The 26,239-nt window shown below is 70.6% G+C and carries 23 protein-coding genes; 15 read left to right on the top strand and 8 right to left on the bottom strand.

Features of this window, described 5'->3' with window-relative positions; translation table 11 throughout:
- Window positions 1-23: 23 nt before the first annotated feature.
- Genes ACFSE6_RS11075 through ACFSE6_RS11065 form a run of 3 tightly spaced genes read left to right on the top strand, consistent with a single transcriptional unit; the run spans window position 24 to window position 3,359 of the window.
- Entirely contained in the window at window positions 24-1,007 is a 984-nt protein-coding gene (locus ACFSE6_RS11075; RefSeq protein ID WP_388006556.1) for an AraC-like ligand-binding domain-containing protein, read from the top strand.
- A gap of 16 nt (window positions 1,008-1,023) precedes the next feature.
- A complete protein-coding gene (locus ACFSE6_RS11070; protein ID WP_388006553.1) occupies window positions 1,024-2,076 on the top strand; it encodes a phosphotransferase enzyme family protein in 1,053 nt (350 codons plus the stop codon).
- Window positions 2,073-3,359, top strand: coding sequence for an aspartate aminotransferase family protein (locus tag ACFSE6_RS11065; RefSeq protein WP_388006550.1), 1,287 nt, complete (start codon window positions 2,073-2,075; stop codon window positions 3,357-3,359). The genes ACFSE6_RS11070 and ACFSE6_RS11065 overlap by 4 nt, the downstream gene beginning before the upstream one ends.
- A gap of 5 nt (window positions 3,360-3,364) precedes the next feature.
- Here the strand turns inward: ACFSE6_RS11065 and ACFSE6_RS11060 are convergent, their stop codons facing one another.
- The 3 genes from ACFSE6_RS11060 to ACFSE6_RS11050 form a co-directional block, all read right to left on the bottom strand.
- Window positions 3,365-4,849: an APC family permease gene (locus ACFSE6_RS11060; protein WP_388006547.1), complete on the bottom strand. Its 1,485-nt coding sequence runs from the start codon at window positions 4,847-4,849 to the stop codon at window positions 3,365-3,367.
- Between the two features lie 115 nt (window positions 4,850-4,964).
- Window positions 4,965-5,780 (bottom strand): SDR family NAD(P)-dependent oxidoreductase, encoded by an 816-nt coding sequence (locus ACFSE6_RS11055; protein ID WP_388006544.1) that lies wholly within the window; start codon window positions 5,778-5,780, stop codon window positions 4,965-4,967.
- On the bottom strand, window positions 5,777-7,150 hold the full coding sequence (locus tag ACFSE6_RS11050) for an MFS transporter (protein WP_388006541.1): 1,374 nt from the start codon (window positions 7,148-7,150) through the stop codon (window positions 5,777-5,779). Before ACFSE6_RS11050 ends, ACFSE6_RS11055 begins: the two co-directional genes overlap by 4 nt.
- 182 nt (window positions 7,151-7,332) lie before the next feature.
- Between ACFSE6_RS11050 and ACFSE6_RS11045 the strand changes: the two genes are divergently transcribed.
- Genes ACFSE6_RS11045 through ACFSE6_RS11035 form a run of 3 tightly spaced genes read left to right on the top strand, consistent with a single transcriptional unit; the run spans window position 7,333 to window position 10,243 of the window.
- Window positions 7,333-8,865, top strand: coding sequence for a fumarylacetoacetate hydrolase family protein (locus ACFSE6_RS11045; RefSeq protein WP_388006538.1), 1,533 nt, complete (start codon window positions 7,333-7,335; stop codon window positions 8,863-8,865).
- Complete coding sequence (locus ACFSE6_RS11040; protein ID WP_388006535.1) at window positions 8,862-9,524, top strand: GntR family transcriptional regulator; 663 nt, start codon at window positions 8,862-8,864, stop codon at window positions 9,522-9,524. The genes ACFSE6_RS11045 and ACFSE6_RS11040 overlap by 4 nt, the downstream gene beginning before the upstream one ends.
- A gap of 14 nt (window positions 9,525-9,538) precedes the next feature.
- Window positions 9,539-10,243, top strand: a complete 705-nt coding sequence (locus tag ACFSE6_RS11035; RefSeq protein WP_388006532.1) for an IclR family transcriptional regulator — start codon at window positions 9,539-9,541, stop codon at window positions 10,241-10,243.
- A 78-nt stretch (window positions 10,244-10,321) separates the two neighbouring features.
- Here ACFSE6_RS11035 and ACFSE6_RS11030 read toward each other — a convergent pair whose 3' ends face one another.
- The 4 genes from ACFSE6_RS11030 to ACFSE6_RS11015 all read right to left on the bottom strand — a co-directional run bounded on the left by ACFSE6_RS11030 (window position 10,322) and on the right by ACFSE6_RS11015 (window position 15,454).
- Window positions 10,322-12,010, bottom strand: a complete 1,689-nt coding sequence (locus ACFSE6_RS11030; protein WP_388006529.1) for a thiamine pyrophosphate-binding protein — start codon at window positions 12,008-12,010, stop codon at window positions 10,322-10,324.
- A 142-nt stretch (window positions 12,011-12,152) separates the two neighbouring features.
- Window positions 12,153-12,830: a hypothetical protein gene (locus tag ACFSE6_RS11025; RefSeq protein ID WP_388006526.1), complete on the bottom strand. Its 678-nt coding sequence runs from the start codon at window positions 12,828-12,830 to the stop codon at window positions 12,153-12,155.
- A 55-nt stretch (window positions 12,831-12,885) separates the two neighbouring features.
- Window positions 12,886-13,521 carry a hypothetical protein gene (locus ACFSE6_RS11020; RefSeq protein ID WP_388006523.1) on the bottom strand — a complete coding sequence of 212 codons (636 nt, stop codon included), beginning with the start codon at window positions 13,519-13,521 and terminating at the stop codon, window positions 12,886-12,888.
- 25 nt (window positions 13,522-13,546) lie between these two features.
- Window positions 13,547-15,454: an FAD-binding monooxygenase gene (locus tag ACFSE6_RS11015; protein WP_388006520.1), complete on the bottom strand. Its 1,908-nt coding sequence runs from the start codon at window positions 15,452-15,454 to the stop codon at window positions 13,547-13,549.
- Between the two features lie 268 nt (window positions 15,455-15,722).
- Between ACFSE6_RS11015 and hpaE the strand changes: the two genes are divergently transcribed.
- The 9 genes from hpaE to ACFSE6_RS10970 all read left to right on the top strand — a co-directional run bounded on the left by hpaE (window position 15,723) and on the right by ACFSE6_RS10970 (window position 23,900).
- Window positions 15,723-17,240 (top strand): 5-carboxymethyl-2-hydroxymuconate semialdehyde dehydrogenase, encoded by a 1,518-nt coding sequence (gene hpaE, locus ACFSE6_RS11010; RefSeq protein WP_388006517.1) that lies wholly within the window; start codon window positions 15,723-15,725, stop codon window positions 17,238-17,240.
- A gap of 26 nt (window positions 17,241-17,266) precedes the next feature.
- Window positions 17,267-18,361, top strand: coding sequence for a 3,4-dihydroxyphenylacetate 2,3-dioxygenase (gene hpaD / locus ACFSE6_RS11005; protein WP_388006514.1), 1,095 nt, complete (start codon window positions 17,267-17,269; stop codon window positions 18,359-18,361).
- Between the two features lie 10 nt (window positions 18,362-18,371).
- Window positions 18,372-19,157 carry a 2-oxo-hept-4-ene-1,7-dioate hydratase gene (gene hpaH / locus ACFSE6_RS11000; protein ID WP_388006511.1) on the top strand — a complete coding sequence of 262 codons (786 nt, stop codon included), beginning with the start codon at window positions 18,372-18,374 and terminating at the stop codon, window positions 19,155-19,157.
- Complete coding sequence (locus ACFSE6_RS10995) at window positions 19,142-19,933, top strand: HpcH/HpaI aldolase family protein (RefSeq protein ID WP_388006508.1); 792 nt, start codon at window positions 19,142-19,144, stop codon at window positions 19,931-19,933. Before hpaH ends, ACFSE6_RS10995 begins: the two co-directional genes overlap by 16 nt.
- Before the next feature lie 75 nt (window positions 19,934-20,008).
- A complete protein-coding gene (locus tag ACFSE6_RS10990; RefSeq protein ID WP_388006505.1) occupies window positions 20,009-21,472 on the top strand; it encodes an NAD-dependent succinate-semialdehyde dehydrogenase in 1,464 nt (487 codons plus the stop codon).
- A 142-nt stretch (window positions 21,473-21,614) separates the two neighbouring features.
- Complete coding sequence (locus tag ACFSE6_RS10985; protein ID WP_388006502.1) at window positions 21,615-22,028, top strand: ChaB family protein; 414 nt, start codon at window positions 21,615-21,617, stop codon at window positions 22,026-22,028.
- 70 nt (window positions 22,029-22,098) lie between these two features.
- On the top strand, window positions 22,099-23,124 hold the full coding sequence (locus ACFSE6_RS10980; protein ID WP_388006499.1) for a chymotrypsin family serine protease: 1,026 nt from the start codon (window positions 22,099-22,101) through the stop codon (window positions 23,122-23,124).
- Window positions 23,125-23,185: 61 nt separating this feature from the next.
- Window positions 23,186-23,428 (top strand): hypothetical protein, encoded by a 243-nt coding sequence (locus ACFSE6_RS10975; RefSeq protein WP_388006496.1) that lies wholly within the window; start codon window positions 23,186-23,188, stop codon window positions 23,426-23,428.
- A gap of 52 nt (window positions 23,429-23,480) precedes the next feature.
- Complete coding sequence (locus ACFSE6_RS10970) at window positions 23,481-23,900, top strand: nucleotide pyrophosphohydrolase (protein ID WP_388006493.1); 420 nt, start codon at window positions 23,481-23,483, stop codon at window positions 23,898-23,900.
- Here ACFSE6_RS10970 and ACFSE6_RS10965 read toward each other — a convergent pair.
- Window positions 23,882-26,203, bottom strand: coding sequence for an FAD-dependent oxidoreductase (locus tag ACFSE6_RS10965; protein WP_388006490.1), 2,322 nt, complete (start codon window positions 26,201-26,203; stop codon window positions 23,882-23,884). The genes ACFSE6_RS10970 and ACFSE6_RS10965 overlap by 19 nt on opposite strands.
- Between the last annotated feature and the right edge of the window lie 36 nt (window positions 26,204-26,239).

The raw sequence follows: 26,239 nt of genomic DNA, 5'->3' as shown, positions 1-26,239 counted from the left end.
GGTCGCCGAGACGAGGGAACGACATGACACAGACGCATGCGACGAAGCAGGTCGTCAATCTCCCCACCGCACCGCTCGGCCTGGACGCCTGGCGCGCCGCCGTCACCAGCGCCGTCGCGCCCCTGGAGATCCGGGCCACCGACGGTGTGCCCTTCCAAGGACATCTCCACCAGACGGTGGTGGGCGAGGTCTCGTTGTTCGAGATGGTCGCCACACCGCACATCGTGCGCCGAACGCACGAGCTCATCGCCGCGCGCGAGTGCCGTTATTACAAGTTGAGTCTGCAGCTCGCCGGACGCGGCGTGCTCGAACAGGACGGCCGGACGGCACATCTCCTCCCAGGGGATCTGGCCATCTACGACACGCACCGCCCCTACACGCTGCGATTCCCGGAACCGCACCAGTCGATCGTCATGGTCTTCCCGCGGGACCTGGTGGACCTGCCCCCGGACGAGGTCTCCCGGGTGACCGCGACGCGCTTCCCCAGCGACGCCGGGCTCGGCCGGGTCATCAACCCCTTCTTCGTCGAGCTGGGCCGGAACATGGATCAGCTGGCCGACGGACACGCCGCTCGGCTCGTCCGGTGCGCGCTCGACCTGCTCGTCACGATGCTCTCCCAGCAACTCCAGCAACGCCACGAGACCCAGGGAGAGAGCGCCCGAAACCTGGCGCACGAGACCAGGGCGTACATCCTCGACCACCTCGGCGACGAGGACCTCAGCCCGGCCGAGATCGCACGAGCGAACTACATCTCGCTGCGGCACCTGTACACCATCTTCTCCCCCGAAGGGCAGACGGTCTCGGCCTGGATCCGGTCACGGCGGCTCGAGCACATCCGCCGCGACCTCGTCGACCCGTTGTTCGTCGACCGGCCCGTCTCCTGGGTCGCCGGCCGGTGGGGGTTGCACGACGCCGCCCATTTCAGCCGGATCTTCAAGGCCGAGTTCGGCGAATCACCCAGCGCCTACCGGCGCCGGCACACCGACCGGCGCCTGTTGGCCAGCTGATCGCGAGCACATCCTGATGGACAGCCACGTCGCCGCGACGATCGCCCGTGCCGCGTTGGACCGATTCGCCATCGCACGCTTGTCGACCGTCACCTTCGTCAAGTACCGCGAGAACCACGTCTTCCGTATCGACACCCCCTCCGGTGAGTCGTACGCACTCCGGCTGCACCGGCCCGGCTACCGCAACGAACGCGAGATCGACACGGAACTGCGCTACGTCGAGGCCCTGGCTCGGCGCGGGGTGCCGGTCCCGTCCGTGGTGCGGGCCTGCGACGGCGAACCGTACGCCCGCGTCACCGCGGCGAGGCATACCCGCGTCGTGTCCGTCCTGCGCTGGTTGCCCGACGCTCGCCAACTCGGCGATGCGGGCGAAGCTTTCCTCACCGGCGGAGCTGAGACCGTCGAGGCGTTCCGGGACGTGGGATCCCTGCTGGGCCGGTTCCACCGGGCGGCGCAGGCGCTCGAGCGGCCGGCCGGCTTCGAGCGTGCCGCCTGGGACGCCGACGGCCTGGCCGGAACGAAGCGGCTGTGGGGCGATCCGTGCCGACTTCGCGGGCTCGACGCCCATGACCGTGCCCTCCTCGGCGACGCCGCGGCGTTCGTCCGTGCGCGGTTGGCCACCGTGGGCGAGGAGGCATCGTGCTTCGGGGTGATCCATGCCGACACCACGCCCGAGAACATCCTGAGCACACCGACCGGTCTGTGGCTCATCGACTTCGACGACTTCGGCACGGGCTGGTACGTCTTCGATCTCGTGACCGCCCTCTTCCACCACACGCCGCACCCGCGCTACCTGCAGTACCGAGACGCTCTGCTGACGGCCTACCAGGCGCACCGCCCGCTCACGCGCCACGAGCTCGAGCTCTGGGACCCCCTCATGCTGGCCCGGGGCATGAGCTACCTCGGCTGGGCGGCGGACCGGCCGGGCGACCCGGCCAGTGACTTCGTCGCCGACCACGTCGCACCCTGGGTGCTGCGGGCCGCACATGCCCTCACCACCGGGACCGACCTCCCGTGGCGGGCGGGCTCGCCCGGCACTGCCGTCACGACCTCCGGGAAGGGACCATGACCGTCTCACTGCTCGACCGGCGTCACGCGACCCTGGGACGGCACTCGCCGTTGTTCTACGACGAGCCCGTGCACCTCGTCGCGGGAGAGGGCGTCTGGCTCACCGACGTCTCCGGGCGGCGGTACCTCGACGCGTACAACAACGTCCCGCACGTCGGGCACGCCCACCCCCGGATCGTCGAAGCTCTGCGGTCGCAGGCGGCGACGTTGAACATCCACACCCGGTATCTCAACGAGCGTGTGGTCGACTACGCCGAGGCCCTGCTCGCCCGGTTCGAGCCTGGCCTGGACCGGGTGCTACTGACCAACAGCGGCTCCGAGGCGAACGATCTCGCGTTGCGGATCGCCACCCAGCACACCGGGAGCCGCGGCGTCCTGGTGACCGACTGCAGCTATCACGGGAACACGACCCTGCTCGCGGGAATGACCACCGGACTGGCCACCCACGAGCCGCTCGGGGAGCATGTGCGCTCGTTCGCGGTGCCGGACCTGGACGCACCGGCGAACCGCGCGCGCAGGGAGTCGGACGTGCTGGCCGAAGCCCTGGCGTCCGTCGACCGCGCCGTGGGCGAGCTGGCCGCGTCCGAGCACGGCGTCGCCGCGGTCCTCGTCGAATGCCTGTTCTCGACCGAAGGATTGCCGCGGGTCCCCGCCGGCTTCGTGAGCGGCCTCGCCGAGCGCGTCCATGCCGCGGGCGGACTGGTGATCGCCGACGAGGTGCAGGCCGGACTGGGGCGGACGGGCGCCCGTTTCTGGGGTTATCAGCGCCACGGCCTCGCACCGGACGTCGTCACTCTCGGCAAGCCCCTGGGGAACGGGCACCCGCTGGCCGGCGTCGTGACGACGCCAGAACTGCTCGAGGAGTTCGGCTCCCGGAACGAGTACTTCAACACCTTCGCCGGAAACCCGGTCTCCGCGGCCGTGGGGCACGAGGTTCTCCGCGTCATCGACGAGGAGGACCTCGTCGCGAACACGGTCGCCCTCGGGCTCAGGATCCGCGACGAGCTCGCGCCCGCCCTGGCCGCCCACCCACGGCTCGGCCCGCTGAGGGGCGAAGGGCTCTTCTTCGGGTTCGAGGTCTTCACCGACGGGAGCCGAGAACAACCGGACGGCCCGGCGACGAAGCGTCTCGTCGAGGCCGTCAAGGCCCGTGGCGTTCTCCTGAGCCGGATCGGGCCGACCGGTTCGGTGCTCAAGATCCGGCCTCCGCTGGCGCTGCGCGAGGACGACGTACCGGTGCTGCTCGAGGCACTGGCCGGCGCCGTCGACGAGCTCGACGGCTGACCCGATCAGGCTCGCGGACCGGAGCCCTCCGGTTGCCGCACCTGTGCCGGCTCGACGTCGAAACGCTCGAGGTCGGTCTGCAGCCGCTCGTAGACCTCGGGGCGTCGCGCCCGCAGGTAGCCCGCGTAGGCGACCCCACCGACGAGGGCGACGGCGAGCAACCACGGCAGCACCGCGACGTAGGCGGCGTCGGACCCGGCGAGCAGGGGGAAGTTGAGCACGGCCATCACGGAGATCCACGCGAGGCCCAGGAATCCCAGCCCCGGCGCGATGAACGTCTTCCACCACCGGCCGTCCCCGACCCGACGGAAGTGCACCACGATCGCCAGCGCAGCCAGCATCTGCAGGACCACGATGCACAGGGTGCCGAACCCGATCATCACCGGCACCAGCGTCGTGATGGCGTCGAGCCCGAAGACGGCGAACAGACCGGCGACGACGATGGCGAACGCCGCGTTGACGATGAGTCCGTTCTGCGGCACGCCGTTGGCACGGGTTCGCGCGAGTCCCCGGAAGAGGATCCCGGCACGGCCGAGCGAGAACAGGTACCGCCCGGCCACGTTGTGGAACGCGAGCTGCGCCGCGAAAAGGGAGACCACGAGCAGCACCATCGCGAGCGAGAGCAGGAAACCGCCCAGGTACTCGTCGATGACGACGAACATCAGGTCACCGGCTTCGAGGTGCTCGAGGCCGACGTCCTGCGCCTCGTGCACACCGACCGCGCTGACCAGGGCCCAGACCGTGGTCGCGTGCAGTAGTCCGATGACGACGATGGCCGTGTACGTCGCGCGCGGAATGGTCCGCAGCGGATCCTTGGCCTCCTCGCTGAACAGGGAGGTGGCCTCGAACCCGAGGAAGGCCGTCCCGGCCAACAGCAGCGCGACGGCGAGCGAGCCGCCGAAGATGACCTCGCCGGAGAAGACCTCGAGGCTGAAACCGGTCCGGACGAGTACCGAGATGCTGAAGGTGGCGAGCAGCAGGATCTCCAGGATCAGTGCGACGCCGAGCACCTTGGCGCTGATGTCAATGCCGGAGCGGGCGAAGGCGAAGGCCAGGAGCATGATCACCAGGCCGCACAGGAACCAGTGGACGTCGATGCCCGTGAGCTCGCCGATGACCAGCGAGGTGAAGAAGCCCGCCGTGCCGATCGCCCCGGCGACGAAGAAGTTGTAGCCCATCGTCGCGATGAATCCCGCGACGAGTCCGCCGGGTTTACCCAGGCCCTTGACGACGAAGGCGTAGAAGCCGCCGGCGTTGACCAGTTCCCGGGACATCTGCGCGTAGCCGACGGCGAAAAGCAGCAGCACACATGCCACGGCGGCGAAGGCGAAGACCACACCACCGCCGTTGCCGAGGGCGACCGCCAGTGTCGCGACGACGATGGCCACCGTCATGGGGGCGACGGCGGCCAGGACGACGAAGACCACGCCGGGTACGCCGATCTGGTTCGACGCCAGACGGCCGTCCGGTACCGAGTTCGAGGCAGACACGTCGATTCCTTTCAGCGGGCGGGGTGAGCACCGCCGATTATTCGAGTGTTCACCGGCCGGGCGGTTGACTGCCCGTGCGGATGGGTCTCCACCGAATGCGCTCCGCCGGTGCGGTTCAGTCCTCGGCCCGGTCGAAGGCGAGCGTCGGCAGATCGACACACCGCGCGCCGCCGTCGACCGGCAGGACCGCCCCCGTGATGTACGACGCTGCCGGCGAGGCCAGGAAGTGGATGACCTCGGCGATCTCGGCCGGTTCCGCCGCCCGGCGCAGGGGCACGTCGGCGGTGGCGGCGGTATAGGCCGCAGCCCGGTCGGGCAGGGAGGCAGACGACGCGAGTTCGTCCATCTCGTCGTCGGCCATCGGCGTGCGTACCCACCCGGGGCAGATCGCATTCGCGCGCACCCCGCGCGGCCCGTAGTCACGCGCGATCGAGCGCATCAGCCCGAGCAGCGCGTGCTTCGTCGTCGTGTAGCCCAGCGTCTCGGGCGCAGCCGCGAGGCCGGAGAGCGAGGAGACGACGACGAGTGCACCGCACGTCTCGGTGAGCGCCGGCATCGCTGCCCGCGCGGTGACGAACGCGGTGTCCAGGTTGGCCCGGATGCTCGAGGACCACTCGGCATCCGTGGTCTCGGTCAATCTCGAGAATCCGTGGCCCCCGGCGTTCGCCACCGTCGCGTCGAGCCGGCCGTACTCGCGCAGCACCGCCGCGACCGCTTCGCCGGCCTGGCCCGGATCGGCCGCGTCGGCGGGCAGCATGAGCGCGCCGGTGCGCTCGGCGATCGCCTGCAGGGGGCCGGTGCGGCGCCCGGTGACCGCCACGCGCCATCCGGCATCGACGAACCGGTGCGCCGTCGCCGCACCGATGCCGGTCCCGCCGCCGGTGACGAGCGCGACCCGGGGCCCGGGCCCGGTGGCTGCCGCGGTGGTCATCCCTGCCGGTCCCGGGCGGTGTCCGGACGCCAGGAGCTCCAGCCGCCGCTCCGCTCGAAGTCGATGTCCAACGGGATGTCGCGCCGGTCCTTCAGCCCGGCGGTCGCCGCCACGGCGACCAGGACCATGAGCACCAGGTAGGGCACGATCGCCCAGGTGGTTCCGAAGGCCTGGAGCAGCGCCTGCGCGATCACGTTGGCGAACGCACCGCCGACGATGGCGCCGATCGCGTAGCTGATCGAGACACCCGAGTACCGGATCGAGGCCGGGAACATCTCGGCGTACCAGGCGGCCTGCGGGCCGTAGGTCAGGCCGAGACCGACGGCCATGAACGAGGCGCCGAGGGCGATACCGCCCACGCCGAGCTTGACCAGCTCGAACAGCGGGATGGCCGCTGCGAAGAGCAGGACCCATCCGATCATGTAGGTCCGTTTGCGCCCGATCACGTCGCTGATCCACCCGCCGACGGCGGTCGAGACCAGCCACACGGCGGCGCTGAGCAGGATGGCGAGCTGGACACCGACCGGGTCGAAGCCGTAGCCGCCCTCGTCGACCGGACGGGAGGCCAGTCCTTGGATGAATCCGCCGGTCGTCATGTAGCCGAGCGCGTTGTTGCCGGCGAACAGCAGCGCGGCGAGCACCACGAGAAGCCCGTGCCTGGCGAAGAGCTGGCGGATCGGGGCCGACTGCTGTTCCTGGTGTTCGCGGATCTCTCGGAAGACCGGCGACTCGTCCACTGTCCGGCGCACCACGTAGCCGACGATGATGAGGACGAAGGACAGCAGGAACGGCACCCGCCAGCCCCAGCTCAGGAACTCCTCGCCCGGCGCGATCGCGCGCATGAGCGCCAGGATCCCGGAGGCGACGATCATCCCGATCGGCACCCCGAGCTGCGGGCTCATGCCGAAGCGGCCGCGCTTGCCCGTCGGCGCGTGCTCGACCGACATCAGGACCGCGCCGCCCCACTCGCCGCCGGCCGAGATGCCCTGCAGGATGCGCAGCAGCATCAGCACGACCGGCGCGATGACGCCCACGGACGCGTATGTGGGCAGGACGCCGACGAGCGTCGTGGCACCGCCCATGAGCAGAAGGGTGAGGACGAGCATCGGGCGGCGTCCGATCTTGTCCCCGAAGTGGCCGGCCAGGAAGGCGCCGAGCGGGCGGAACAGGAACGACAGGCCGATCGACAGCAGCGAGAGGATCATGGCCATCGACTCGCCGGCCGGCGAGAAGAACAGTGGTGCGAACACCAGGTTGGCCGCGAAGGCGTAGATGAAAAAGTCGTACCACTCGATGGTGGTGCCGATGATGGTGGCGGCGACGACCTTCCGGCGGTCCGCCGCGGTGCTTGCGGGAGTTGTCGTACTCATCCGGTGACTGACTCCTTCGTCAGGCGTGTCATCGACTGGGGCCTCGGGGCGCCCGCGGAACGATATACGATTCCGTACACGCTGCGTCAAGCGCTCGCGGCCGCCGTCGCTAACGGCGGTCCACCACGCTGTGACGCAGGCGCACCACGGCTGCGGACCCCGAAAGATATACGATCGCTCCCATGCACGATGCGACGAGGCAGACGACGCCGGACCCCGACGCCGACCCGCTGCAGCCCGTGGGCGCCCACCGCGCGTGGGAGCTGGTGGGCGGCCGGCCCGGGAAGGTCGTCGCCATGCATATCGGCTACGCCGCCCGCGCGGCCCAGAAGGGGCGCACGCCGGAGGCCCCCGGGTATTTCCTCAAACCGCCGACGTCCTTGACCACGAGCGGCGACGTGGAGCTGCCGGCCGGCTGCGAGATCCTCGGGTTCGAGGGTGAGATCGCCGTCATCATCGGAAGGACCGCGCGCCGCCTGAGCGAGGCGGACGCGTGGTCCGCCGTCGCCTGGGTCACGGCTGCGAACGACCTGGGGGTCTTCGATCTGCGGTGGGCGGACAAGGGAGCGAACCTGCGCTCCAAGGGCGGCGACGGCTATACCCCGATCGGGCCTGCGTTGCTCCCGGCCGCCGAGCTCGACCCGCACGCGATCGAGATCAGGGTCTGGCGCGACGGCGAGCTCGTCCAGCAGGACAGCACCGCCACCCTGCTGTTCAGCCTGCCGCAGATCGTCAGCGACCTGTCCCAGCTGATCACCCTCGAGCCCGGTGACGTCATCCTCACCGGCACCCCCGCCGGCGCCTCGACGTTCGAGCCCGGTCAGACCGTCGAGGTCGAGGTCACCGCCGCCGGGCGCACCACCGGACGCCTGCGCACCGGAGCGGTACGTGACACCACTCCCCTGCCGCCGTACAGCGCCCGACCGAAGCCGACACCCGAGCAGTGGGCGGACGCCTCGGGGCGCCCACCCAGCGACTTCGCCGAGCCGGACCCGCCGGTGCTCGACGCTGACCTGCGCGAGCGCCTCGGCAGGGTCGCCGTCGCCACTCTCGCCCAACTGATGCGCGGGCGCGGCCTGAACAACGTCAGCATCGACGGCGTCCGCCCCACCCGCCCGGGCGCCCGGCTGGTCGGCACCGCCCGCACGCTCCGATACGTGCCGTGCCGCGAGGACCTGTTCGCCGCGCACGGCGGCGGGTACAACGCCCAGAAGCGGCTCTTCGACGATCTGAACGCCGGCGACGTCGTCGTCATCGAGGCCCGTGGCGAACCGGGCGCCGGCACGTTCGGCGACATCCTTGCGTTGCGGGCCCGGCACCTCGGCGCCGCCGGGATCGTCACCGACGGCGGCGTCCGCGACGCCGAGGTCATCGCCGAGATGGGCCTGACCACCTACGTCGCCGGCGCGCACCCGGCAGTGCTCGGACGGCGACACGTCCCGTGGTCCTACGACGAGACGATCAGTTGCGGCGGCACGACGGTCCAACCCGGCGACGTCGTCGTCGGCGACGGTGACGGCGTGCTGGTCATCCCGCCCGGCCTGGTCCGCGAGCTGGTCGCCGAGGCCGAGGAGCAGGAGGCCGGTGAGGAGTTCATCGCCCGGATGGTCGAGGAGGGGCACCCGGTCGACGGGCTGTTCCCGATGAATGCGCAGTGGCGGGCACGGTACGAGGCCGAGGCCGCGCAGGGCGCGGACGGTCCGGAGCGGGCATGAACACGGCGAGCAAGTCCCAGCGCGCCTACGACCATCTCCACGAGCGCATCGAGTCCGGCGCCTACGGGCCGGGTTACCGGCTGGTGCTGCACACCGTCGCGCGGGAGATCGGCGTCTCCGTCGTCCCCGTGCGCGAGGCGATCCGCCGTCTCGAGGCGGAGGGGCTGGTGACGTTCGAGCGCAACGTCGGTGCACGGGTGGCGGACATCGATCCGGGCCAGCTCGAGGAGACCACCCAGACCCTCGCCGTCGTCGAGGGTGCGGCCGTCGCGTTCGCCCTGCCGCACCTGACCGAGCAGCACGTCACGGAGGCACGGCGGTTGAACGACCGGTTACGGCAGAGTCTCGACGACTTCGACCCGGTGACGTTCACCCGCCGCAACGAGGCCTTCCACCGGGCCCTGTCCGATCCCTGCCCCAACCCGCAGCTCCGCGGGCTGGTGGATGACGGGTGGCGCCGGCTCGCCAAGATCCGGCAGTCCACGTTCGGCTTCGTGCCGGGCCGGGCGCGCGAGTCGGTCGAGGAGCACGAGCGGATCGTCGAGCTGCTCGAGAACGGCGCCGATCCCCGGGAGGTCGAACTCGCGGTCCGCGAGCACCGGCTCCGGTCGCTGCACGCCTTCCTGGACCGGCAGCACGACGAGTCTGCGGCGTCGTAGGGGGCCGAGCGCGCATGGCAGCCGAGAGGAGCACCGCGGGGGCGCAGACCCTGGCGCGTGGGTTGGCGGCGATCGAACTGCTGGCCGAACATGGGCCGCAACGCATCCAGGAGCTGGCAGACCGGCTCGGTGTCCACCGGTCGATCGCCTACCGGATCGTGCGCACGCTGGAGGAACGCCGCTACGTCATCCGGGACGCCGCCGGGCGCCTCGAGCTCGGTCCCCAGCTCGCCGTGCTCGCCCGCAACATCGACGAGGACCTGCAGAGCGCGGCGTTGCCGCACCTGACGGCGCTGGCGAACGAGGTCGGCATGACGGCGTTCGTCGCCGTCCAGGACGACGACGACGTCGTCACCCTGGTCACGGTGGAACCGCGGCGCGTCCACGCCTCCGTGGCGCAGAGGCCCGGCACACGGCACCCGCTGAGCAAGGGGGCGCCGGGCATCGCGCTGCAGACGTTGCTCACGGCCACGGAGTGGGCCTCGCTCGGGCACGACGAACCGATGCGGCCCGAGGTCGCCGCCGCCCGGCAGACCGGCTACGCCACCAGCCACGACGAGGTCATCCCGGGCATCAGCTCCGTCGCCGCGGCCGTGCCCCATCCGCGACTGCAGCCGCGCGCCGCCATCGCGGTCGTCACCGTCGGTCGGCCCGATACGGCGAGTGTCGGCCACCACGTCGCCGCGGCGGCCGCACGCACCGCCGCCGACCTCAGCTGACCCCACCCCACCCGCGAGTGGTCAACCCCGCCCCGACTCGTCAACGATGCACCGACTCGTCAACGATGCACCGATTGGTCAGTCGTGTGCCGGGCGGTTCGCCCGGATGATCTCCTGCTGGTAGGGCGCGACGACGTCGGCCGAGATCCGCACGTCGAGCAGCAGGAACCGCCGCTGCCCGGCGGGCGTGGCCGCCCAGGCGGCGAGCCGATCGAGGTCGGCCAGGTCGCGGACGACGACGCCCTCCGCGCCGACCGCGTGGGCGAGCCCGGCGAAGTCGACCTCGGGGATCCGCATCGGGCCGTCAGCCATCCCCTGCCGCCCGTACAGGTTCACCTCGGCACCGTAGGCGGCGTCGTTCCAGACGACGGCCAGGCCCCGGCCACCGGCCACCCGGACCGCGGTCTCCAGGTCGGCCAGCGCCATGAGGCCGCCACCGTCGCCGGTGGTGAGCACGATGGTCGAGCCGGGCCTGGCGACGGCGGCGCCCGCGACGCTCGGCAGCCCGAGCCCGATGGCCTGGTAGGCGGTGCCGACCATGATCATCCGGTCCGGTGCGGCGACCGGCCAGTACATGTTGGCCCACCCGATGAAGTGGCCGCCGTCGGAGACGACGACCCGATCCTCGGGTAGCAGTTCACCGATCCGGGCGGCCACGCGGCGGGGGTCGAGCCGGCCGTCGGGAGCGACGTCCTCGCCGACCTCCTGCGCCCGGGCGGCACCGACGTCGACCGCCTCCCGCCAGGGTGGACCCTGCCGCTGCACCGGCTCGGCCGACCGGCCGACCGAGCCCTCGAGCCGCTGCACCAGCGCCTCGGCCACCAGCGCGGCGTCGCCACGGATGTAGGTTCCGACGCGCGCGTGCGTGGCCGTCGGCGCGAGGTCCACCTGGATCACCCGCGTCGTCGGGCCGAAGAGCTCGCCGAAGCGCATGGTGAACTGGTTCAGCGAGGCACCCACGACGAGGGCGACGTCGGCCTGCTGGACGAGGTCCATGGCGCCCGGCGCGCCGAAGCCGCCGGCGACGCCCAAGTCGTACCGTGCGTCCGGGAAGACGCCGCGTGCGAGCGCCGTCGAGGTCGTCAGGGCGCCGGCGACCTCGGCGAGCCGCCCCAGTGCCGGCCCGGCACCGGCCAGCCACGCGCCGCGTCCGGCGACCAGCACCGGCCGCTGACCGGCGGCCAGTTCCTCCGCGACGAGGTCGAGGGCCGCCTCGGTGGCCGGACCCGTCGGCGCGAGCGGTTCGGGCAACCGGTCCGGCGGCAGGTCAGGGATCGGGCCGGCGTCGAGCGCGCCGACGTCGTACGGGATCGCCAGCACCACCGGCCGGCGGCCGGCGCGGGCGTGCTCGACAGCGATCGCGGTCGTGGCGGCGGCGTCGGCGCGAGCGACGGTGTACGTACGGGCACCGACGCCGGCGGCCACGGAGATCTGGTCGACGTCCCACGGCCGGGCGCCGGAGGTCGGTTCGTCACCGACCACGACCACCATCGGCGTGCGAGCCTGGACCGCCTCGGCCAACGGCGTGAGCATGTTGGTGAAGCCGGCACCGTATGTCGCTGTGGCCACCGCGAGCTCACCACAGGCACGGTGGAAGGCATCGGCGGCCACCACGGCACCCGCCTCGTGCCGAACCGCAGTGAACGTGACATCGGTGTCCCGTTCCAGGGTATCGAGCAGGTGGGCGTTGCCGTTGCCCATGAGGCCGAACACGTGGTCGACGTGGGCCGCGAGCGTGGCGGCGACATGGGCGGCGACGGTGGGCATGACGAGGGCCTTTCGAGACGACGGATGGCTTCCGTATGTGTCTCGCCCGCGCGCCTGCTGCGCTCACGCGCTTCGTGCCCATTTGTCGAGCACCGCCGGGGCCACACCTGCGCGGCACCCGGCTGACATCACGACTATACGATCAGACGCTCGGCTCCTGCACCGTGGCGACGATGTCTGCCAGTTGCTCGCGCCCGAGTTCGTCGCCCGACACGTGGAGGACGACGGTCGGGTAGTCCGAGTCGCGCGGCCGGTCGACGGAGATGATGGCCACGGGTTCGATGTCGTCGGTACAGGAGTTCGTGCACTCGTAGTACAGCTGCTCGAAGATCACCGCCTCGCCGAGGTCGGTGGAGACCTCCGCGACGTCCCGGGGGTCGTCGACGTCGTCGATGGTGCGGTACAGGCCATGGAAGCCGTTGCCGATGCGCCGGTTCATGCCCCCGACGTCGGGGCAGTCCGTCGGGACGAGCTCGATCCACAGACCGCGGTCGCCGACCGAGTCGCCCAGGGTGTAGCGGCGCACCGGACCACAGTGCTCGGCGCCCTCGCGCGTGTCGATGTCCCTGATGGACATCGACCGCGGCACGGTCAGCTCCGCGAACAGCAGATCGTCCGCGATCCGCAGGGCACGCTCGTCGGGCTCGGCACCGCCGCGCCCGTCTGCCTCACCGTCACCCTGCACGAACAGCAGCCCGGTCGCCGTCACCGCCCACACGAGCAGCACCACGACGCCCACCACCCACGGCCATCGCCGGCTCCGCGGTGGCAGAACGGTGACGTGCGGCGGCCCGGTGCCGCCGGACGGAAACATCGTCATCCCGGCATCGTCTCCGCTGATCGGACCGCCGGCGATGGGCACATCTGCCCGGTCGTCAGTACGGCGCGCGCACCGACGAGACCATCTCGTCGAGTTCCTCGCGATCGACCGTCTCTCGGTCCCCGCGCACCACGACGGTGGGGTACGCCGGATCGACCGGCTCGTCGAGGGCGATGATGGCGACCGGTTCGCGGTAGTCCCGGCAGACGTTGGTGCACTCGGTGTAGTCCTGGGTGAAGATCACCGCCTCGCCGAGCGAGGTGCTCGTTTCGGCCACGTCCTCCGGCTGCGGGACGTCGTCGATGGTGCGGTACAGGCCGTGCTGGCCGTTGAGCGCCTCCTCGTTCTCCGCGGCTCGGGCACACTCGGTCGGCACGAGTTCGACAACGACCAGCACGTCGGAGGGCCGAGTGCCTCGGATCGAGTAGCTGCGGACCGGCCCGCACTCCTCCCACTCGGTGGTGTGGATCTGCCGGATGCCGGTGGCGGCGGGCGCCTCGATCTCCATGGACAGCCGGTCGTCGTCGACGGTGAGGACGTTCTCCGACCAATACCGGGCGGTGAGCCAGGTGGCGGCCACCGCCACCACGACCGCGAGAAGCACGAGGAGGACGACGGCGCCCAGCACCCGTAGCCACCGACGAGGCTGCGGGCGGGCCGGCTTGAGGCCTTCCACGGATGCGCTGGTCACCGGGACATCATGGCGTGTCGGCAGGTCAGGCGGGCGCTCCCGCGCGGTCGGGACGCATCGCGCCGGCGAAGAACTGCGCGAGCTCGGCGGTCGCGGTCAGCGGCAGCACGTGCGAGACGTACTGATCCGGCCGGACCACGACGACGGCCCCGGACCGGTCGATCTCACGGAGCTCGAAGATGTCGTTCTCGGGATCGGCGGCGTAGACCTTCTCGTAGTCGATGAGCTGGAACGGCCCTACGCGTGGCAGGAAGATGCGGGGGACCTGCCCGAGATCGACGTCGTGGTGGTGCTGCTGGTAGACGACCTTGACGTCGAACCAGGCGTCCAGGTCCTCGCCCGCGGGCGTGTAGGCCAGGACCGGGGAATCCGGCGAGGTGGCGAGCCAGTCGGCCAGGTCCGCCGTCGGTGAGACTGCGCCGGGCGAGGCGGCGTCGGCGAAGACGTAGATCCGCCATCGCCCGTCGGCACGGGCGTGATGTCCCAGATGGACGGGGTTCGTGTCGGCCACCCGGACCACGGGAGCCGACTTGAACCGTTTGCCGATGGTGAATCCGCGCGCCAGCGACTGATGGGTGTCCTCAGCGGTGATCATCGACGGCGTGTAATGCGTCATGAATCCGGCAGGAAACTCGGCGGTCTTGACGTAGAACTCCTCGAGGATGGACGGGTCCTCGAGCTCCTCCGGTTTGGCCGCCATGAGGCTCGACCATTCCCTGTCGAAGTCGATGAGATTCTTCGCCACCACCTGCCGCTCGGCCGAGTAGGTCTGGAGCAGCGCCGCCGGCGCGCGCCCGGACAACACATGGCCCAGCTTCCAGCCGATGTTCCATCCGTCCTGGATCGAGACATTCATCCCCTGCCCCGCCTTGGCCGAGTGGGTGTGGCAGGCGTCGCCGGTGATGAACACCCGTGGCGTCCGGGTTCCGACCTCGGCGTCGGGGACGTCGTCGAACCGGTCGGTGAGCCGGTGGCCGACCTCGTAGACACTGTGCCAGGCCACGTGGCGCACATCGAGGGTGTACGGGTGCAGGATGGCGTTCGCCTGGTCGATGATCTGCTCGATCGTCGTCGCCCGTACCTGGGCACTGCCGTGCTCAGGGACCTCACCCAGGTCCACGTACATCCGGAAGAGGTGGCCGCCTTCGCGCGGGATGAGCAAGATGCTGCCCGCGCGGGACTGGATGGCGCACTTGGTGCGGATGTCCGGGAAGTCGGTGACGGCGAGCACGTCCATCACGCCCCAGGCGTGGTTGGCGGCGTCACCGGCCAGGGTGCGCCCGATGGCCTGCCGCACCGGGCTGCGGGCCCCGTCGCAACCGACCACGTACCTGGCCCGCACGGTGCGTTCCTGCCCGGCGCGCTCGCCCGCCGTGCGGCGCAGCGTGACTGTCACCGGATACGCGGTCCCACCCGTGTCCACCTCGAGGCCCACGAACTCCAGGCCGTAGTCCGGCCGCAGCCGGGCCGGCCCGTTCGCGGCCGCCTCGGCGAAGTAGTCCAGCACGCGGGCCTGATTGACGATCAGGTGTGGGAACTCGCTGATGCCGGTGGGGTCGTCCTGGGTCCGTGCCGTACGCACGATGCGGGCACCGTCCTGCGGGTCGGGCTTCCAGAAGTTCATCTCGGTGATCCGGTACGCCTCGGCGATGATCCGCTCGGCGAAGCCGAAAGCCTGGAACGTCTCGACGCTGCGTGCCTGGATGCCGTCGGCCTGACCGACCTCGAGGCGGCCCGCGCGCCGCTCGACGACTCGCGCGCTCACCCCGGGGAACTGGGCGAGCTGCGCGGCCGCGACCATGCCCGCGGGCCCGCTGCCGACGATCAGGACGTCGACCTCGTCGGGCAGGTCGTCTGGACGATCCAGCCCGACGCCGGCCGCAGGCTGGGTCCGCGGGTCACCGGAGACATAACCATGGTGATGGAACTGCACCGTCCACTCCTCACGTCGTCGTGATCGCCACCCGCACCACGGATGTTCAATAATCGAACGGGTTGTTCGTTTAACGGTGCCTGGATCGTAGGAGCCTCGCGGCGAGCCCACAAGCCGCTCTCGCGATCGGGAGGCGCACACCACGCGTGGGTGACGTCCGGACCCCGTTGCCGCCGCGTCGGCAAAAAGTATACGATTTCGAGTACGAATCATTGGGCAACGACGCCGCACGCGGCACGGCCCCTGCCGAACCGACGGAGGAACGACCATGTCCGAGACCGCGCCCCCGCCGTCCGAGCGCCCGCACCTTCCCGATATGCCCGAGAAGATCCAGCACTACATCGGCGGCGAGCTCGTCGACTCGGCCGACGGTGCCACCTTCGACGTCCTGGACCCGGTCACCAACGAGGTCTACATCCAGGCCGCGGCCGGCAAGCAGGCGGACGTCGACCGCGCCGTCGCCGCCGCCCGCACGGCCTTCCGGGAGGGGCCGTGGCCCGCGATGCTCCCCCGCGAGCGCTCGACGGTGCTGCACCGCATCGCCGAGATCGTCACCTCCCGCGACCGGCAGCTCGCCGAGATGGAGTCCTTCGACTCGGGCCTGCCGATCACGCAGGCGCTGGGTCAGGCCCGGCGCGCGGCCGAGAACTTCCGGTTCTTCGCCGACCTGGTCGTCGCCCAGGCCGACGACACATTCAAGGTCCCCGGACGCCAGATCAACTACGTCAACCGCAAGCCGATCGGCGTCGCCGGCCTCATCACACCGTGGAACACCCCGTTCATGCTGGAGTCGTGGAAGCTCGGGCCGGCGCTGGCCACCGGCAACACTGTGGTTCTCAAACCCGCCGAGTTCACCCCGCTCTCGGCCTCCCTGTGGGCGGGCATCTTCGAGGAGGCCGGCCTGCCCGAGGGCGTGTTCAACCTCGTCAACGGCCTCGGCGAGGAGGCCGGCGACGCCCTCGTCAAACACCCCGACGTCCCGCTCATCTCCTTCACCGGCGAGTCCGCCACCGGGCAGCTGATCTTCGCGAACGCCGCCCCGCATCTGAAGGGCCTGTCGATGGAGCTGGGCGGGAAGTCCCCTGCCGTCGTTTTCGCCGACGCAGACCTGGACGAGGCGATCAACGCGACGATCTTCGGGGTCTTCTCGCTCAACGGCGAGCGCTGCACGGCCGGCAGCCGGATCCTGGTCCAGCGCGAGGTCTACGACACCTTCGTCGAGCGGTACGCCGCCCAGGCGAGGCGAGTCAGGGTCGGCTACCCGCACGAGGAGAGCACCGAGGTCGGCGCACTGGTCCATCCCGAGCACGTCGAGAAGGTCATGAGCTACATCGAGCTCGGCAAATCCGAGGGCCGCCTCGTCGCCGGCGGAGGCCGCCCGGAGGGTTTCGAGTCGGGCAACTTCGTCGCCCCCACCGTCTTCGCCGACGTCCCACCCCGGGCACGGATCTTCCAGGAGGAGATCTTCGGGCCCGTCGTCGCGATCACCCCGTTCGAGACGGAGGAGGAGGCGCTCGAGCTGGCCAACGACACCAAGTACGGCCTGGCCGCCTACATCTGGACCAACGACCTCAAGCGCGCCCACAACTTCTCCCAGGGCGTCGAGGCGGGCATGGTCTGGCTGAACTCGAACAACGTCCGTGACCTCCGTACTCCGTTCGGTGGCGTGAAGGCCTCCGGCCTGGGCCAAGAGGGCGGCTACCGCTCGATCGACTTCTACACCGACCAGCAGGCCGTGCACATCACCCTCGGCGAGGTGCACAACCCCGTCTTCGGCAAGGCCTGAACCGACCGCGCAAGGCAAGGAAGCCCATGACCCCCATCCCCATCCCCACCCCCGCCTCTCCCCCGCCGGACGTGGTGCGCTGCGCCTACCTCGAGCTGGTGGTGACCGACCTGGAGCGGGCACGCCACTTCTACGTCGAGGTCCTCGGTCTGGTCGTCACGGCGGAGGAGGACGACGCCGTCTACCTGCGCAGCCTCGAGGAGTTCATCCACCACAACCTCGTGCTGCGCCGGGGGCCGGTCGCCGCGGCGGCCGCCTTCTCCTACCGGGTGCGCAGCCCGGAAGAGCTGGACAAGGCGGAGGCCTTCTACTCCGAGCTCGGCTGCCGGGTCGAGCGCCGACCGGAGGGCTTCGTCCGAGGCGTCGGCGACTCGGTGCGCGTGGAGGACCCGCTCGGGTTCCCGTACGAGTTCTTCTACGACGTCACCCACGTGGAGCGGCTCGCGTGGCGCTACGACCTCTACACGCCGGGGGCGCTCGTGCGGCTTGACCACTTCAACCAGGTGACCCCCGACGTCCCCCGAGCCGTGCAGTACATGTCCGACCTGGGCTTCCGGACCACAGAGGACATCCAGGACGAGAAGGGCACCGTCTACGCCGCCTGGATGCGGCGCAAACCCACGGTGCACGACACCGCCATGACCGGCGGGGACGGCCCGCGGCTGCACCACATCGCGTTCAACACCCACGAGAAGCACAACGTGATCGCGATCTGTGACAAGCTCGGAGCCCTGCGCCTGTCCGACTGCATCGAACGCGGACCGGGCCGGCACGGGGTCTCCAACGCCTTCTACCTCTACCTGCGCGACCCCGACGGCCACCGGGTGGAGATCTACACCCAGGACTACTACACGGGCGACCCGGACAACCCGGTGGTGACCTGGGACGTGCACGACAACCAGCGGCGCGACTGGTGGGGCAACCCGGTGGTGCCCAGCTGGTACAACGAGGCGTCCCTGGTCCTCGACCTGGACGGCAACCCCCAGCCGGTCGTCTCCCGCACCGAGGAACGCGAGTTGGACGTGACCGTCGGCGCGGACGGCTTCACCTACACCCGCAAGGGCCAGGACGACCTGCCGTCCTGGAAGCAGGGCGAGTACAAGCTCGGCGAACAGCTCTAGGCTCGTGCCGATGCTGACCCCCGAGCAGATCACCGAGATCGCCGACGAGCTCGCCACGGCCGAGCGCGAACGGGCCACCGTGCCCCTGTTGACGGCGCGGTACCCCGAGATGTCGATCGAGGACTCCTACGCCGTGCAGAACGAGTGGCGCCGCCGCGGCATCGAGGCGGGCCGCCGGCCCGTCGGCCGCAAGATCGGCCTCACCTCCAAGGTGATGCAGGCCGCCACCGGAATCACCGAGCCGGACTACGGCGCGATCTTCGGCGACATGGTCCACGAGTCCGGTGCGGTCATCGAGCACGCCCGGTTCTCCAACGTGCGCATCGAGGTCGAGCTCGCCTTCGTTCTCGCCACGCCCGTCGAGGGCCCGCACGCGAGCGTCTTCGACGTCCTGCGCGCCACCGAGTACGTCGTCCCCGCGCTGGAGATCCTGTCCAGCCGCATCGAGATGGCCGGCCGCACCATCGTCGACACCATCAGCGACAACGCCGCCATGGGGGCCATGGTCCACGGCGGCACCCCCGCCCGACCCGAGAGCGTCGACCTGCGGTGGGTCAGCGCCCTGTTGTACCGCAACGAGGTCATCGAGGAGTCGGGGGTGGCGGCCGCGGTCCTGGGACACCCCGCCACGGGCGTCGCGTGGCTGGCGAACAAGCTCGCTCAGCACGGCGACCGGCTCGAGGCAGGCGACCTCATTCTCGCCGGCTCCTTCACACGCCCGATGTGGGTGGAGCAAGGTGACACCGTGCTGGCCGACTACGGACCGATGGGGACGATCACATGCCGCTTCACCTGAACCCGACCTTCCGCGACCGCCTCGCCGCGGCGGACCGTCCGCTCTACGGCGGGTGGGTCTGCTCCGGTTCACCCGTCACCGCGGAGATCATGGCCGGCTCCGGACTGGAATGGCTCCTCATCGATATGGAGCACGCTCCGAACGGGTTGGAGTCCGTCCTCGCCCAGCTCTACGCCGTCTCCGGATACCCGGTGACCCCGATGGTGCGGGTTCCCATCGGCGAGACGGTCATCATCAAGCAGGTCCTCGACCTCGGCGCCCAGAACCTCCTGGTGCCGATGGTCTCGACGCCGGAGCAGGCCCGGGACGTGGCCGCCATGGCGCAGTACCCACCGGCCGGCCACCGTGGGGTGGGCAGCGGTCTCGCCCGTTCGGCCCGGTGGAACCGGATACCGGGCTACCTGCCCGACGCCGCTGACCACGTCTCGGTCTTCGTCCAGGTCGAGTCCGAGGAGGCGCTGCGCAACGCCGGAGCCATCGCGGCCGTGGACGGGATCGACGGTGTCTTCGTCGGGCCGAGCGACCTGGCCGCGTCGATGGGGCTGCTCGGCCAGCAGACCCATCCTGACGTCGTCGCCGCCGCCGCCGGGGCGCTCGCCGACATCTCCGCGGCCGGCAAGCCGGCCGGCGTCAACGCGTTCGACCCGGCCGCCGCCCGCCAGTACCTCGAGGCGGGGGCCGACTTCATCCTCGTCGGCGCCGACGTCGCCCTGCTCGCCCGCGGGTCCGAGCAGTTGGTACGGACGTATCTCGGGGACGCGGACACGCAGTCCTGAACGTGCGTCCCAACGCCGGAGCAGCGACCATCGCCACCAACGAGCATTTCGCCGTCGATCCGAGGAGGACCAGCCGTGAGCGATCGTGAGACCGCCCTACTCGCCGAGGTGCCGGGCCAACTGTTCATCGGCGGACGATGGATCGACGCCGAGAACGGGGCGACGCTCGCCGTCGAGGACCCGGCCACCGGGAAGGTGCTCCGCGAGGTGGCCGACGCCTCGGCGGCGGACGCGACGCGGGCCCTGGACGCGGCCGTGGCCGCACAGCACGAGTGGGAGACCACCCCGCCCCGCACGCGCAGCGACATCCTGCGCCGCACGTTCGATCTGGTGCAGGACCGTGCCGAGGACCTCACGCTGCTGATGACCCTGGAGATGGGCAAGACGCTGCCCGAGTCCCGGGGCGAGGTCGCCTACGGCGGGGAGTTCCTGCGCTGGTTCAGCGAGGAGGCCGTCCGCGTCACCGGGCGATACGGGCTCAACCCGGAAGGAACGGGCCGCACGATCGTCTCCCAGCGGCCCGTCGGACCGTCGTACTTCATCACACCGTGGAACTTTCCACTCGCCATGGCCACCCGCAAGATCGCCCCGGCGCTGGCCGCCGGGTGCACGGTGGTGGTCAAGCCCGCCCAGCTCACGCCGCTGACCACGCTGTTCTTCGTCAAGCTGCTCGAGGAGGCGGGGTTGCCTGCGGGCGTGGTCAACGTCATCACGTCGGCGTCCTCGAGCCGGGTCTCCGAACCGGTCATCGCCGACCCGAGGCTGCGCAAGCTGTCCTTCACCGGATCCACCCCGGTCGGCCGCAAGCTCATCGCCCAGGCTGCGGACAACGTGCTGCGGGTCTCCATGGAGCTCGGCGGCAACGCCCCGTTCGTCGTCTTCGACGACGCCGACCTGGACAAGGCGGTCGACGGCGCGATGCTGGCGAAGTTCCGCAACATCGGCGAGGCCTGCACCGCGGCCAACCGGTTCATCGTCCACGAGTCGGTCGCCGAGGAGTTCAGCGCGCGGGTCACCGAACGGGTCCAGACCATGACGGTCGGGCGCGGGACCGAGGACGGCGTCCAGATCGGTCCGCTCATCGACTCCGACGCCGTCGAGAAGGTCTCCGCGCTGGTCACCGACGCCGTCGAACGCGGTGCGGCCGTCCGCACCGGCGGCGAGGCCATCGAGGGTGCCGGTCACTTCTACGCCCCCACCGTCGTCACCGGAGTCGCCCCCGGCAGCGAGATCCTCCGCGAGGAGATCTTCGGACCCGTGCTGGCGATCTCCACCTTCTCCGGCGAGGACGAGGCCGTACGCCTCGCCAACGACACCGAGTACGGGCTGGTCTCCTACGTCTACACCGAGGACCTGGCACGCGGGCACCGCATGATCGACCGGCTGGAGACCGGGATGATGGGACTCAACGTGGGCGTCATCTCCAACGCCGCGGCGCCGTTCGGCGGCATCAAGCAGTCCGGCATCGGCCGCGAGGGGGGCTTCGAGGGCATCGCGGAGTACCTGTCCACGAAGTACACGATGATGCCGGCCACCTGAGGTCGGCGGCCGGCTCGTCCCAGCCTGTGGTCATGTCTGTCCAGGGCACGGATCCAGGAAGATCGCCGTGTCGAGATGCGTCGGCGCACCGAGCGCACCACTCTGGGGTCACGAACCACTCCCGAAGGAAGGGACGGGACCGATGCCCAAGATGACCAAGGGTGGCAAGCCGAAGAAGAGCGAACTGCCGGAAACCATCCAGAAGTCGGGCAAGAAGGCTCAGCGGACGTTCGCCGAGGCGCACGACTCCGCCGCCGAGCAGTACGGCGAGGGTGAGCGTGCCCATCGTGTGGCGTACTCGGCGCTGAAGCACACACACGAGAAGGTCGGCGACCGCTGGAAGCCGAAGAAGGAGTCCGGCCCGTCCGACAAGCAGGCCAAGGGCGGGCGCAGCACCAGCCGCAAGACGGCGGGCGGTGTTGACGCGAACGCCTCCAAGCAGCACCTGTACGACGTCGCGAAGGACCTGGACATCTCCGGCCGGTCGAAGATGAACAAGGACGAGCTCGTCGACGCCATCCAGAAGGCGAACAAGTCCAAGACGCGGAAGAAGTAGCGACCGACCGGTCCTGACCACCGAGCGTCCCGGCGCGCCGATGTCGGTGCGTGCCGGGACACTCGTGTGCATGCACCTCGACGACGCACGGACTCTCAAGCGACGGCTCACCGAGCGAGCGCGCGATCTCGCCGACGCCCGCGGGCTCGCCCGGCCCAGCACGTTCGGCCGTGGTGGCGTGACGAGCGAGGACGTGATCGGTGCTCCGACGCTCGCGGTGGGCGTGTCGGTTCACCCGGGCGGCTACGGCATTGCGGTGCGGTACCGGTCGGACGAACCGCAGTCGCGCGAGGTCGCGGACGAGCTCGCGCGCGACGCCGGCCCGGAGGTCGACGTCCGGCGCACCGGGCGCATCCTCAGCCTGGGTCACGGCTGGGCCGGGACGCCGTTGCCCGTCGAGGCTGCGCAGGGCGAGACCGGCCGGGTCCGGCCGCTGCGTCCCGGCGTCTCGATCGCGCACGTGGACGTCACGGCCGGCACACTCGGAGCGTTCGTCACACGCGGGGAGGGCGAGGTCTTCGCACTGTCGAACTGGCACGTGCTGGCAGGGTCGCCGTCGGCGCAGGTCGGCGACGTCATCGTGCAACCCGGACCGGCCGACGGCGGAGCGGCACCGCAGGACCGGATCGGCACGCTGGCGGACCTGGTGCCGTTGCGACCCGAGCAGGCGGCCACCGTCGACGCCGCGGTCGCCCTGCTCGACGAGCCGGAGGTCGATCCCACCTACCCGGTCGGGGTCGTGACGACGGCCGAGGCCGTCGTCGGCGGCGAACAGGTGGGCAAAATCGGCAGGACCACAGCCGAGACGGCAGGACGGGTCTCGGCCATCGAACTGGACGACGTCGTCGTCGACTACGGGGACCTGGGCCCTCTGAGCTTCGACGACCAGATCGAGATCGAGTCGACTGGCGCGGGCCCGTTCTCCCGCGGTGGGGACTCCGGTTCGCTGGTCTACCGCGAGGACGGCGTCGCCCTCGGCCTGCTCTTCGCCGGGTCCGAGACCGGTGGGCCGGACGGGACCGGCCTGACCTACGCCAACCCCCTCCCCTCGGTACTCGAGGCGCTCGGCGTACGGCTGGCCGCCCCGGCCCGGTGAGCCCGGTCCGCCGTGACGTCGGCGGACACCGGGCAGCACAATGGTGCTCGGAGGTGATCGCGTGGCCACGCTCGAACAGGCACGTGCCGCCAAGCGCGCCCTCCGGGAACGACTGCTCGGGGTGTGCGGCGTCACCGGCCTCGGCGTGACGCCGGCCGACGACGCCCGCCACGCCGGCGACGTCGGCGAAGACCAGTCCTGGTGCGTCCAGGTCGGCGTCGTCTCTGCCGACGTCGAGGTCCCGGCCGACGTGGACGGCGTGCCGGTCCGGGTGCGGGTGACCGGCCGGATCAGCGCTTCCTGAGTGGTGCCACGCCTCTGACCACGACCGACGTCACAGCGATCCGAGGAGCCGGATGGATATCTCCGACGTGCAGCAGCGGCTGCACGACTTCGCCGAGGAACGGGACTGGGCCCAGTTCCACACGACGCGGAACCTGACTCTGGCCCTGGTCGGAGAGGTCGGCGAACTGGCCGAGCTGGTGCAGTGGCGCACGGACCAGGAGATCCGTGACCTCGTCGCCACCGAGTCCGGCCGCGTGGCACTCGCCGACGAACTCGCGGACGTCCTCACCTACCTGATCTCCCTCGCAGACGCCGTCGGCATCGATCTCGACGCGGCCGTCCACGCGAAGATCACGAAGAACGCCGCGAAGTATCCGGCCCACCTGGCCCGCGGCTCCAACGCGAAGTACACCGAGCTCGCGGCGGATCCGCCGTCCGCCTCACGCCGGCGCGAGGCGGACGGCGGCGCTCCTCACGGCGCGCCGGCGTAGCAGCGGATCTCGTACAGCGCGGCTGCCGGGTCCCCGTTCGTCGCATGGACGACCACCCGGAGCGAGGTGGTGCGGATCGCCTGGGCCAACACGTGGACCCGCCGTGTGTAGCCGTTCCCGCGCACCGGGAGCACGTCCGTCCATCCGGCGTCCGTCCATGCCTGCAGCGTGTAGTCGCGCACGGTCTGCGGGTCGCGCCAGAGGGTCGGCGTGCGGTCGTACTCGCGGAGCAGGTGACCCGCGAAGTTGAGGTGCACGGTGCGGATCTCCTGCGCCTGAGGCCAGTCCAGACGCAGCCACTGATCGAACGGCTCCCCCGGGTCGGAGCGCCAGGCATTCGGTGCCCGGTGCGGCCGGGCCGCCCCCCGGGCCACGCTCTCCGGGGGATAGACATGCTGGGCGGGCTCGACGCGATGGCTCATCGTGACGCCGTCGCCGAAGCGTCGCATCCGTCCGGGTGTCATCTCGAACGCGGACACCGCGCCCGGCAGCACTCGGCCGGCGCGCACCCACTCCACATCGGCGGCCGCGGCAAGATCGAGCCGCAGGTAGCGCACTCCGTCGACGTCGACCCCGGGCTCGCTCACGTCCACGTCGACCTGCCAGGGCACCCAGTGTTCGCCGGGCTCGGCGCGCAGCACCGTCTCCGCGAGTGGGGAACCGGTGTCGACGCGGTAGTCCCAGATGTGCTCCACGTTCCGCAGCCAGGCCGGGATCTCGACGGCGACGTCGGAATCGTTGCGCAGCAGCACGCTGACCGTCCTCAGGCCGGGTGCGCCCGGTCCGCACCGGACCGGGATCCACTGAGCACGCAGCGCCGTCAGGTGGCTGACGCCCCGGCGGACGTGCTCGCGCAGCCCGCCGTCCTCCCACCGATCGCCCGGTGACGCGCCGAGGTAGGCCGCCTGCGAGGAGGAGCTCACCCGCGCGGACCGCGCGAGATCGTCAGCGTCGGTGTTGCGGACGTTGGGCAGGAAGCAGCCGTCCCGGAGCAACTGCTGCTGGACGTCGTCGATCGCCACCGCCGGCACGTCCTGGAGCGGAACCTGCTTCGTCAGGCAAACGGCAGCGGCCGTCCCCGCCGCCTGCCCCATGATCGCTGTGGTCGCCTGGACACGCACCGACCCGAGTGCGACGTGCGTCGCGGAGACGTTGCGGCCAGCCATGAGCAGGTTGGTGACGTCCTTGGCGATGAGGGAGCGCAACGGGACACCGAATGGTCCGACGTACGCGGTGACCGAGGCCTGCGAGTGCAGGTCGTAGCCCGCCGCGGCGGTCGGCTCGCTGGTCGGCGCGAGCATGCCGCCCGGGGTGTGCAGGTCGATGTTCCACCCGCCGTAGGCGATCTCGTCCTCGAACGGCTCGCCCCGGACGAGGTCTGATTCGGTGAGCAGGTACAGCCCCATGAGGCGGCGGCTCTCGCGCTTGCCCGGCACCTGCCCCAGCCAGTCGAGCGCGAGGTTCCTCGTCGCCTCACGCGTGCGTGGGTCCTTGTTCTTCATCCAGTCCCAGACGCCGAGCGCGTGCCGGGTCAACTCGTGCCGGAGCACCTCGTTGTCGTGGATGGAGTGCCACGGCTTACCGAGCTCGATCCACCAGAAGCCGCCGCGCACGTCGTTGGGCACTCGTCCCTGCTTGTAGAAGAAGTCGGGGTCGGTGTACTCGACGGCCCATTCGGGCAGCTCGAAGTCGACGGGGCGGCCGACGTCCTTGGTCTTGAAATGCAGGGAGTTGCCCATCGTGTCCTCGGACGCCTCGAGCGGGGCGTGCGGTTCGTCGAACTCCGAGCGGGCCTCCTCTCCGGACCGGTACTCGCAGCCGGCGAGCGCCCCCACCACGCCGTCGCCGGTGCAGTCCAGGAAGACCTGCCCCCGCAGCTCGGTCTCGGTCTCCGCGGAGTGGGTCCAGCCGGTGACTGAGGTGATCCGGCCGTCGCGGACGTCGACGGAGCTGACGATGGTGTTGAGCATCAGGGTGAGGTTCTCGGTGCGCTGGGCGATGTCGTACAGCTCCAGGTCCCACACGCTGTTCGCCCAACCGTTCTCGAACAGCGGCTCGTGGTTGCGCATCCGTTCGCCGACCATCACCTCGTTCACCACGCCGCCTTCACGGGCGTACGCGTGGTACGTGGTGCTGCCCCGGGGCACCACCCGGACCTCCGAGGAGCTGTTGCCTCCGAGGACCGGACGGTCCTGGACGAGGCAGACGGTGCGGCCCATCCGGGCCGCGGCAACGGCCGCGGCGAAACCGGCCAGTCCTCCGCCGCAGACGACGATGTCGTACTCCGCACTGACGCGTCTCACGTTCTCTCTTTCGTCGGTGATGGTGGTCCTGCCTCG

The organism is Georgenia deserti, assembly GCF_042680605.1.
Taxonomy (GTDB): Bacteria; Actinomycetota; Actinomycetes; order Actinomycetales; family Actinomycetaceae; genus Allobogoriella; species Allobogoriella deserti.
Note: the sequence above shows the minus strand (reverse complement) of the source record. Positions and strands in the feature narration are given on the sequence as shown.

Coding starts and splice junctions, on each gene's coding strand:
- ACFSE6_RS11025 (WP_388006526.1), bottom strand. CDS start 12,830: ATGACGATGTTTCCGTCCGGCGGCACCGGGCCGCCGCACGTCACCGTT.
- ACFSE6_RS11065 (WP_388006550.1), top strand. CDS start 2,073: ATGACCGTCTCACTGCTCGACCGGCGTCACGCGACCCTGGGACGGCAC.
- ACFSE6_RS10980 (WP_388006499.1), top strand. CDS start 22,099: ATGCACCTCGACGACGCACGGACTCTCAAGCGACGGCTCACCGAGCGA.
- ACFSE6_RS11050 (WP_388006541.1), bottom strand. CDS start 7,150: ATGAGTACGACAACTCCCGCAAGCACCGCGGCGGACCGCCGGAAGGTC.
- ACFSE6_RS10970 (WP_388006493.1), top strand. CDS start 23,481: ATGGATATCTCCGACGTGCAGCAGCGGCTGCACGACTTCGCCGAGGAA.
- ACFSE6_RS11070 (WP_388006553.1), top strand. CDS start 1,024: ATGGACAGCCACGTCGCCGCGACGATCGCCCGTGCCGCGTTGGACCGA.
- ACFSE6_RS11075 (WP_388006556.1), top strand. CDS start 24: ATGACACAGACGCATGCGACGAAGCAGGTCGTCAATCTCCCCACCGCA.
- ACFSE6_RS11045 (WP_388006538.1), top strand. CDS start 7,333: ATGCACGATGCGACGAGGCAGACGACGCCGGACCCCGACGCCGACCCG.
- ACFSE6_RS10985 (WP_388006502.1), top strand. CDS start 21,615: ATGCCCAAGATGACCAAGGGTGGCAAGCCGAAGAAGAGCGAACTGCCG.
- ACFSE6_RS11035 (WP_388006532.1), top strand. CDS start 9,539: ATGGCAGCCGAGAGGAGCACCGCGGGGGCGCAGACCCTGGCGCGTGGG.
- ACFSE6_RS10995 (WP_388006508.1), top strand. CDS start 19,142: ATGCCGCTTCACCTGAACCCGACCTTCCGCGACCGCCTCGCCGCGGCG.
- hpaD (WP_388006514.1), top strand. CDS start 17,267: ATGACCCCCATCCCCATCCCCACCCCCGCCTCTCCCCCGCCGGACGTG.
- hpaE (WP_388006517.1), top strand. CDS start 15,723: ATGTCCGAGACCGCGCCCCCGCCGTCCGAGCGCCCGCACCTTCCCGAT.
- ACFSE6_RS11030 (WP_388006529.1), bottom strand. CDS start 12,010: ATGCCCACCGTCGCCGCCCATGTCGCCGCCACGCTCGCGGCCCACGTC.
- ACFSE6_RS11055 (WP_388006544.1), bottom strand. CDS start 5,780: ATGACCACCGCGGCAGCCACCGGGCCCGGGCCCCGGGTCGCGCTCGTC.
- ACFSE6_RS11040 (WP_388006535.1), top strand. CDS start 8,862: ATGAACACGGCGAGCAAGTCCCAGCGCGCCTACGACCATCTCCACGAG.
- hpaH (WP_388006511.1), top strand. CDS start 18,372: ATGCTGACCCCCGAGCAGATCACCGAGATCGCCGACGAGCTCGCCACG.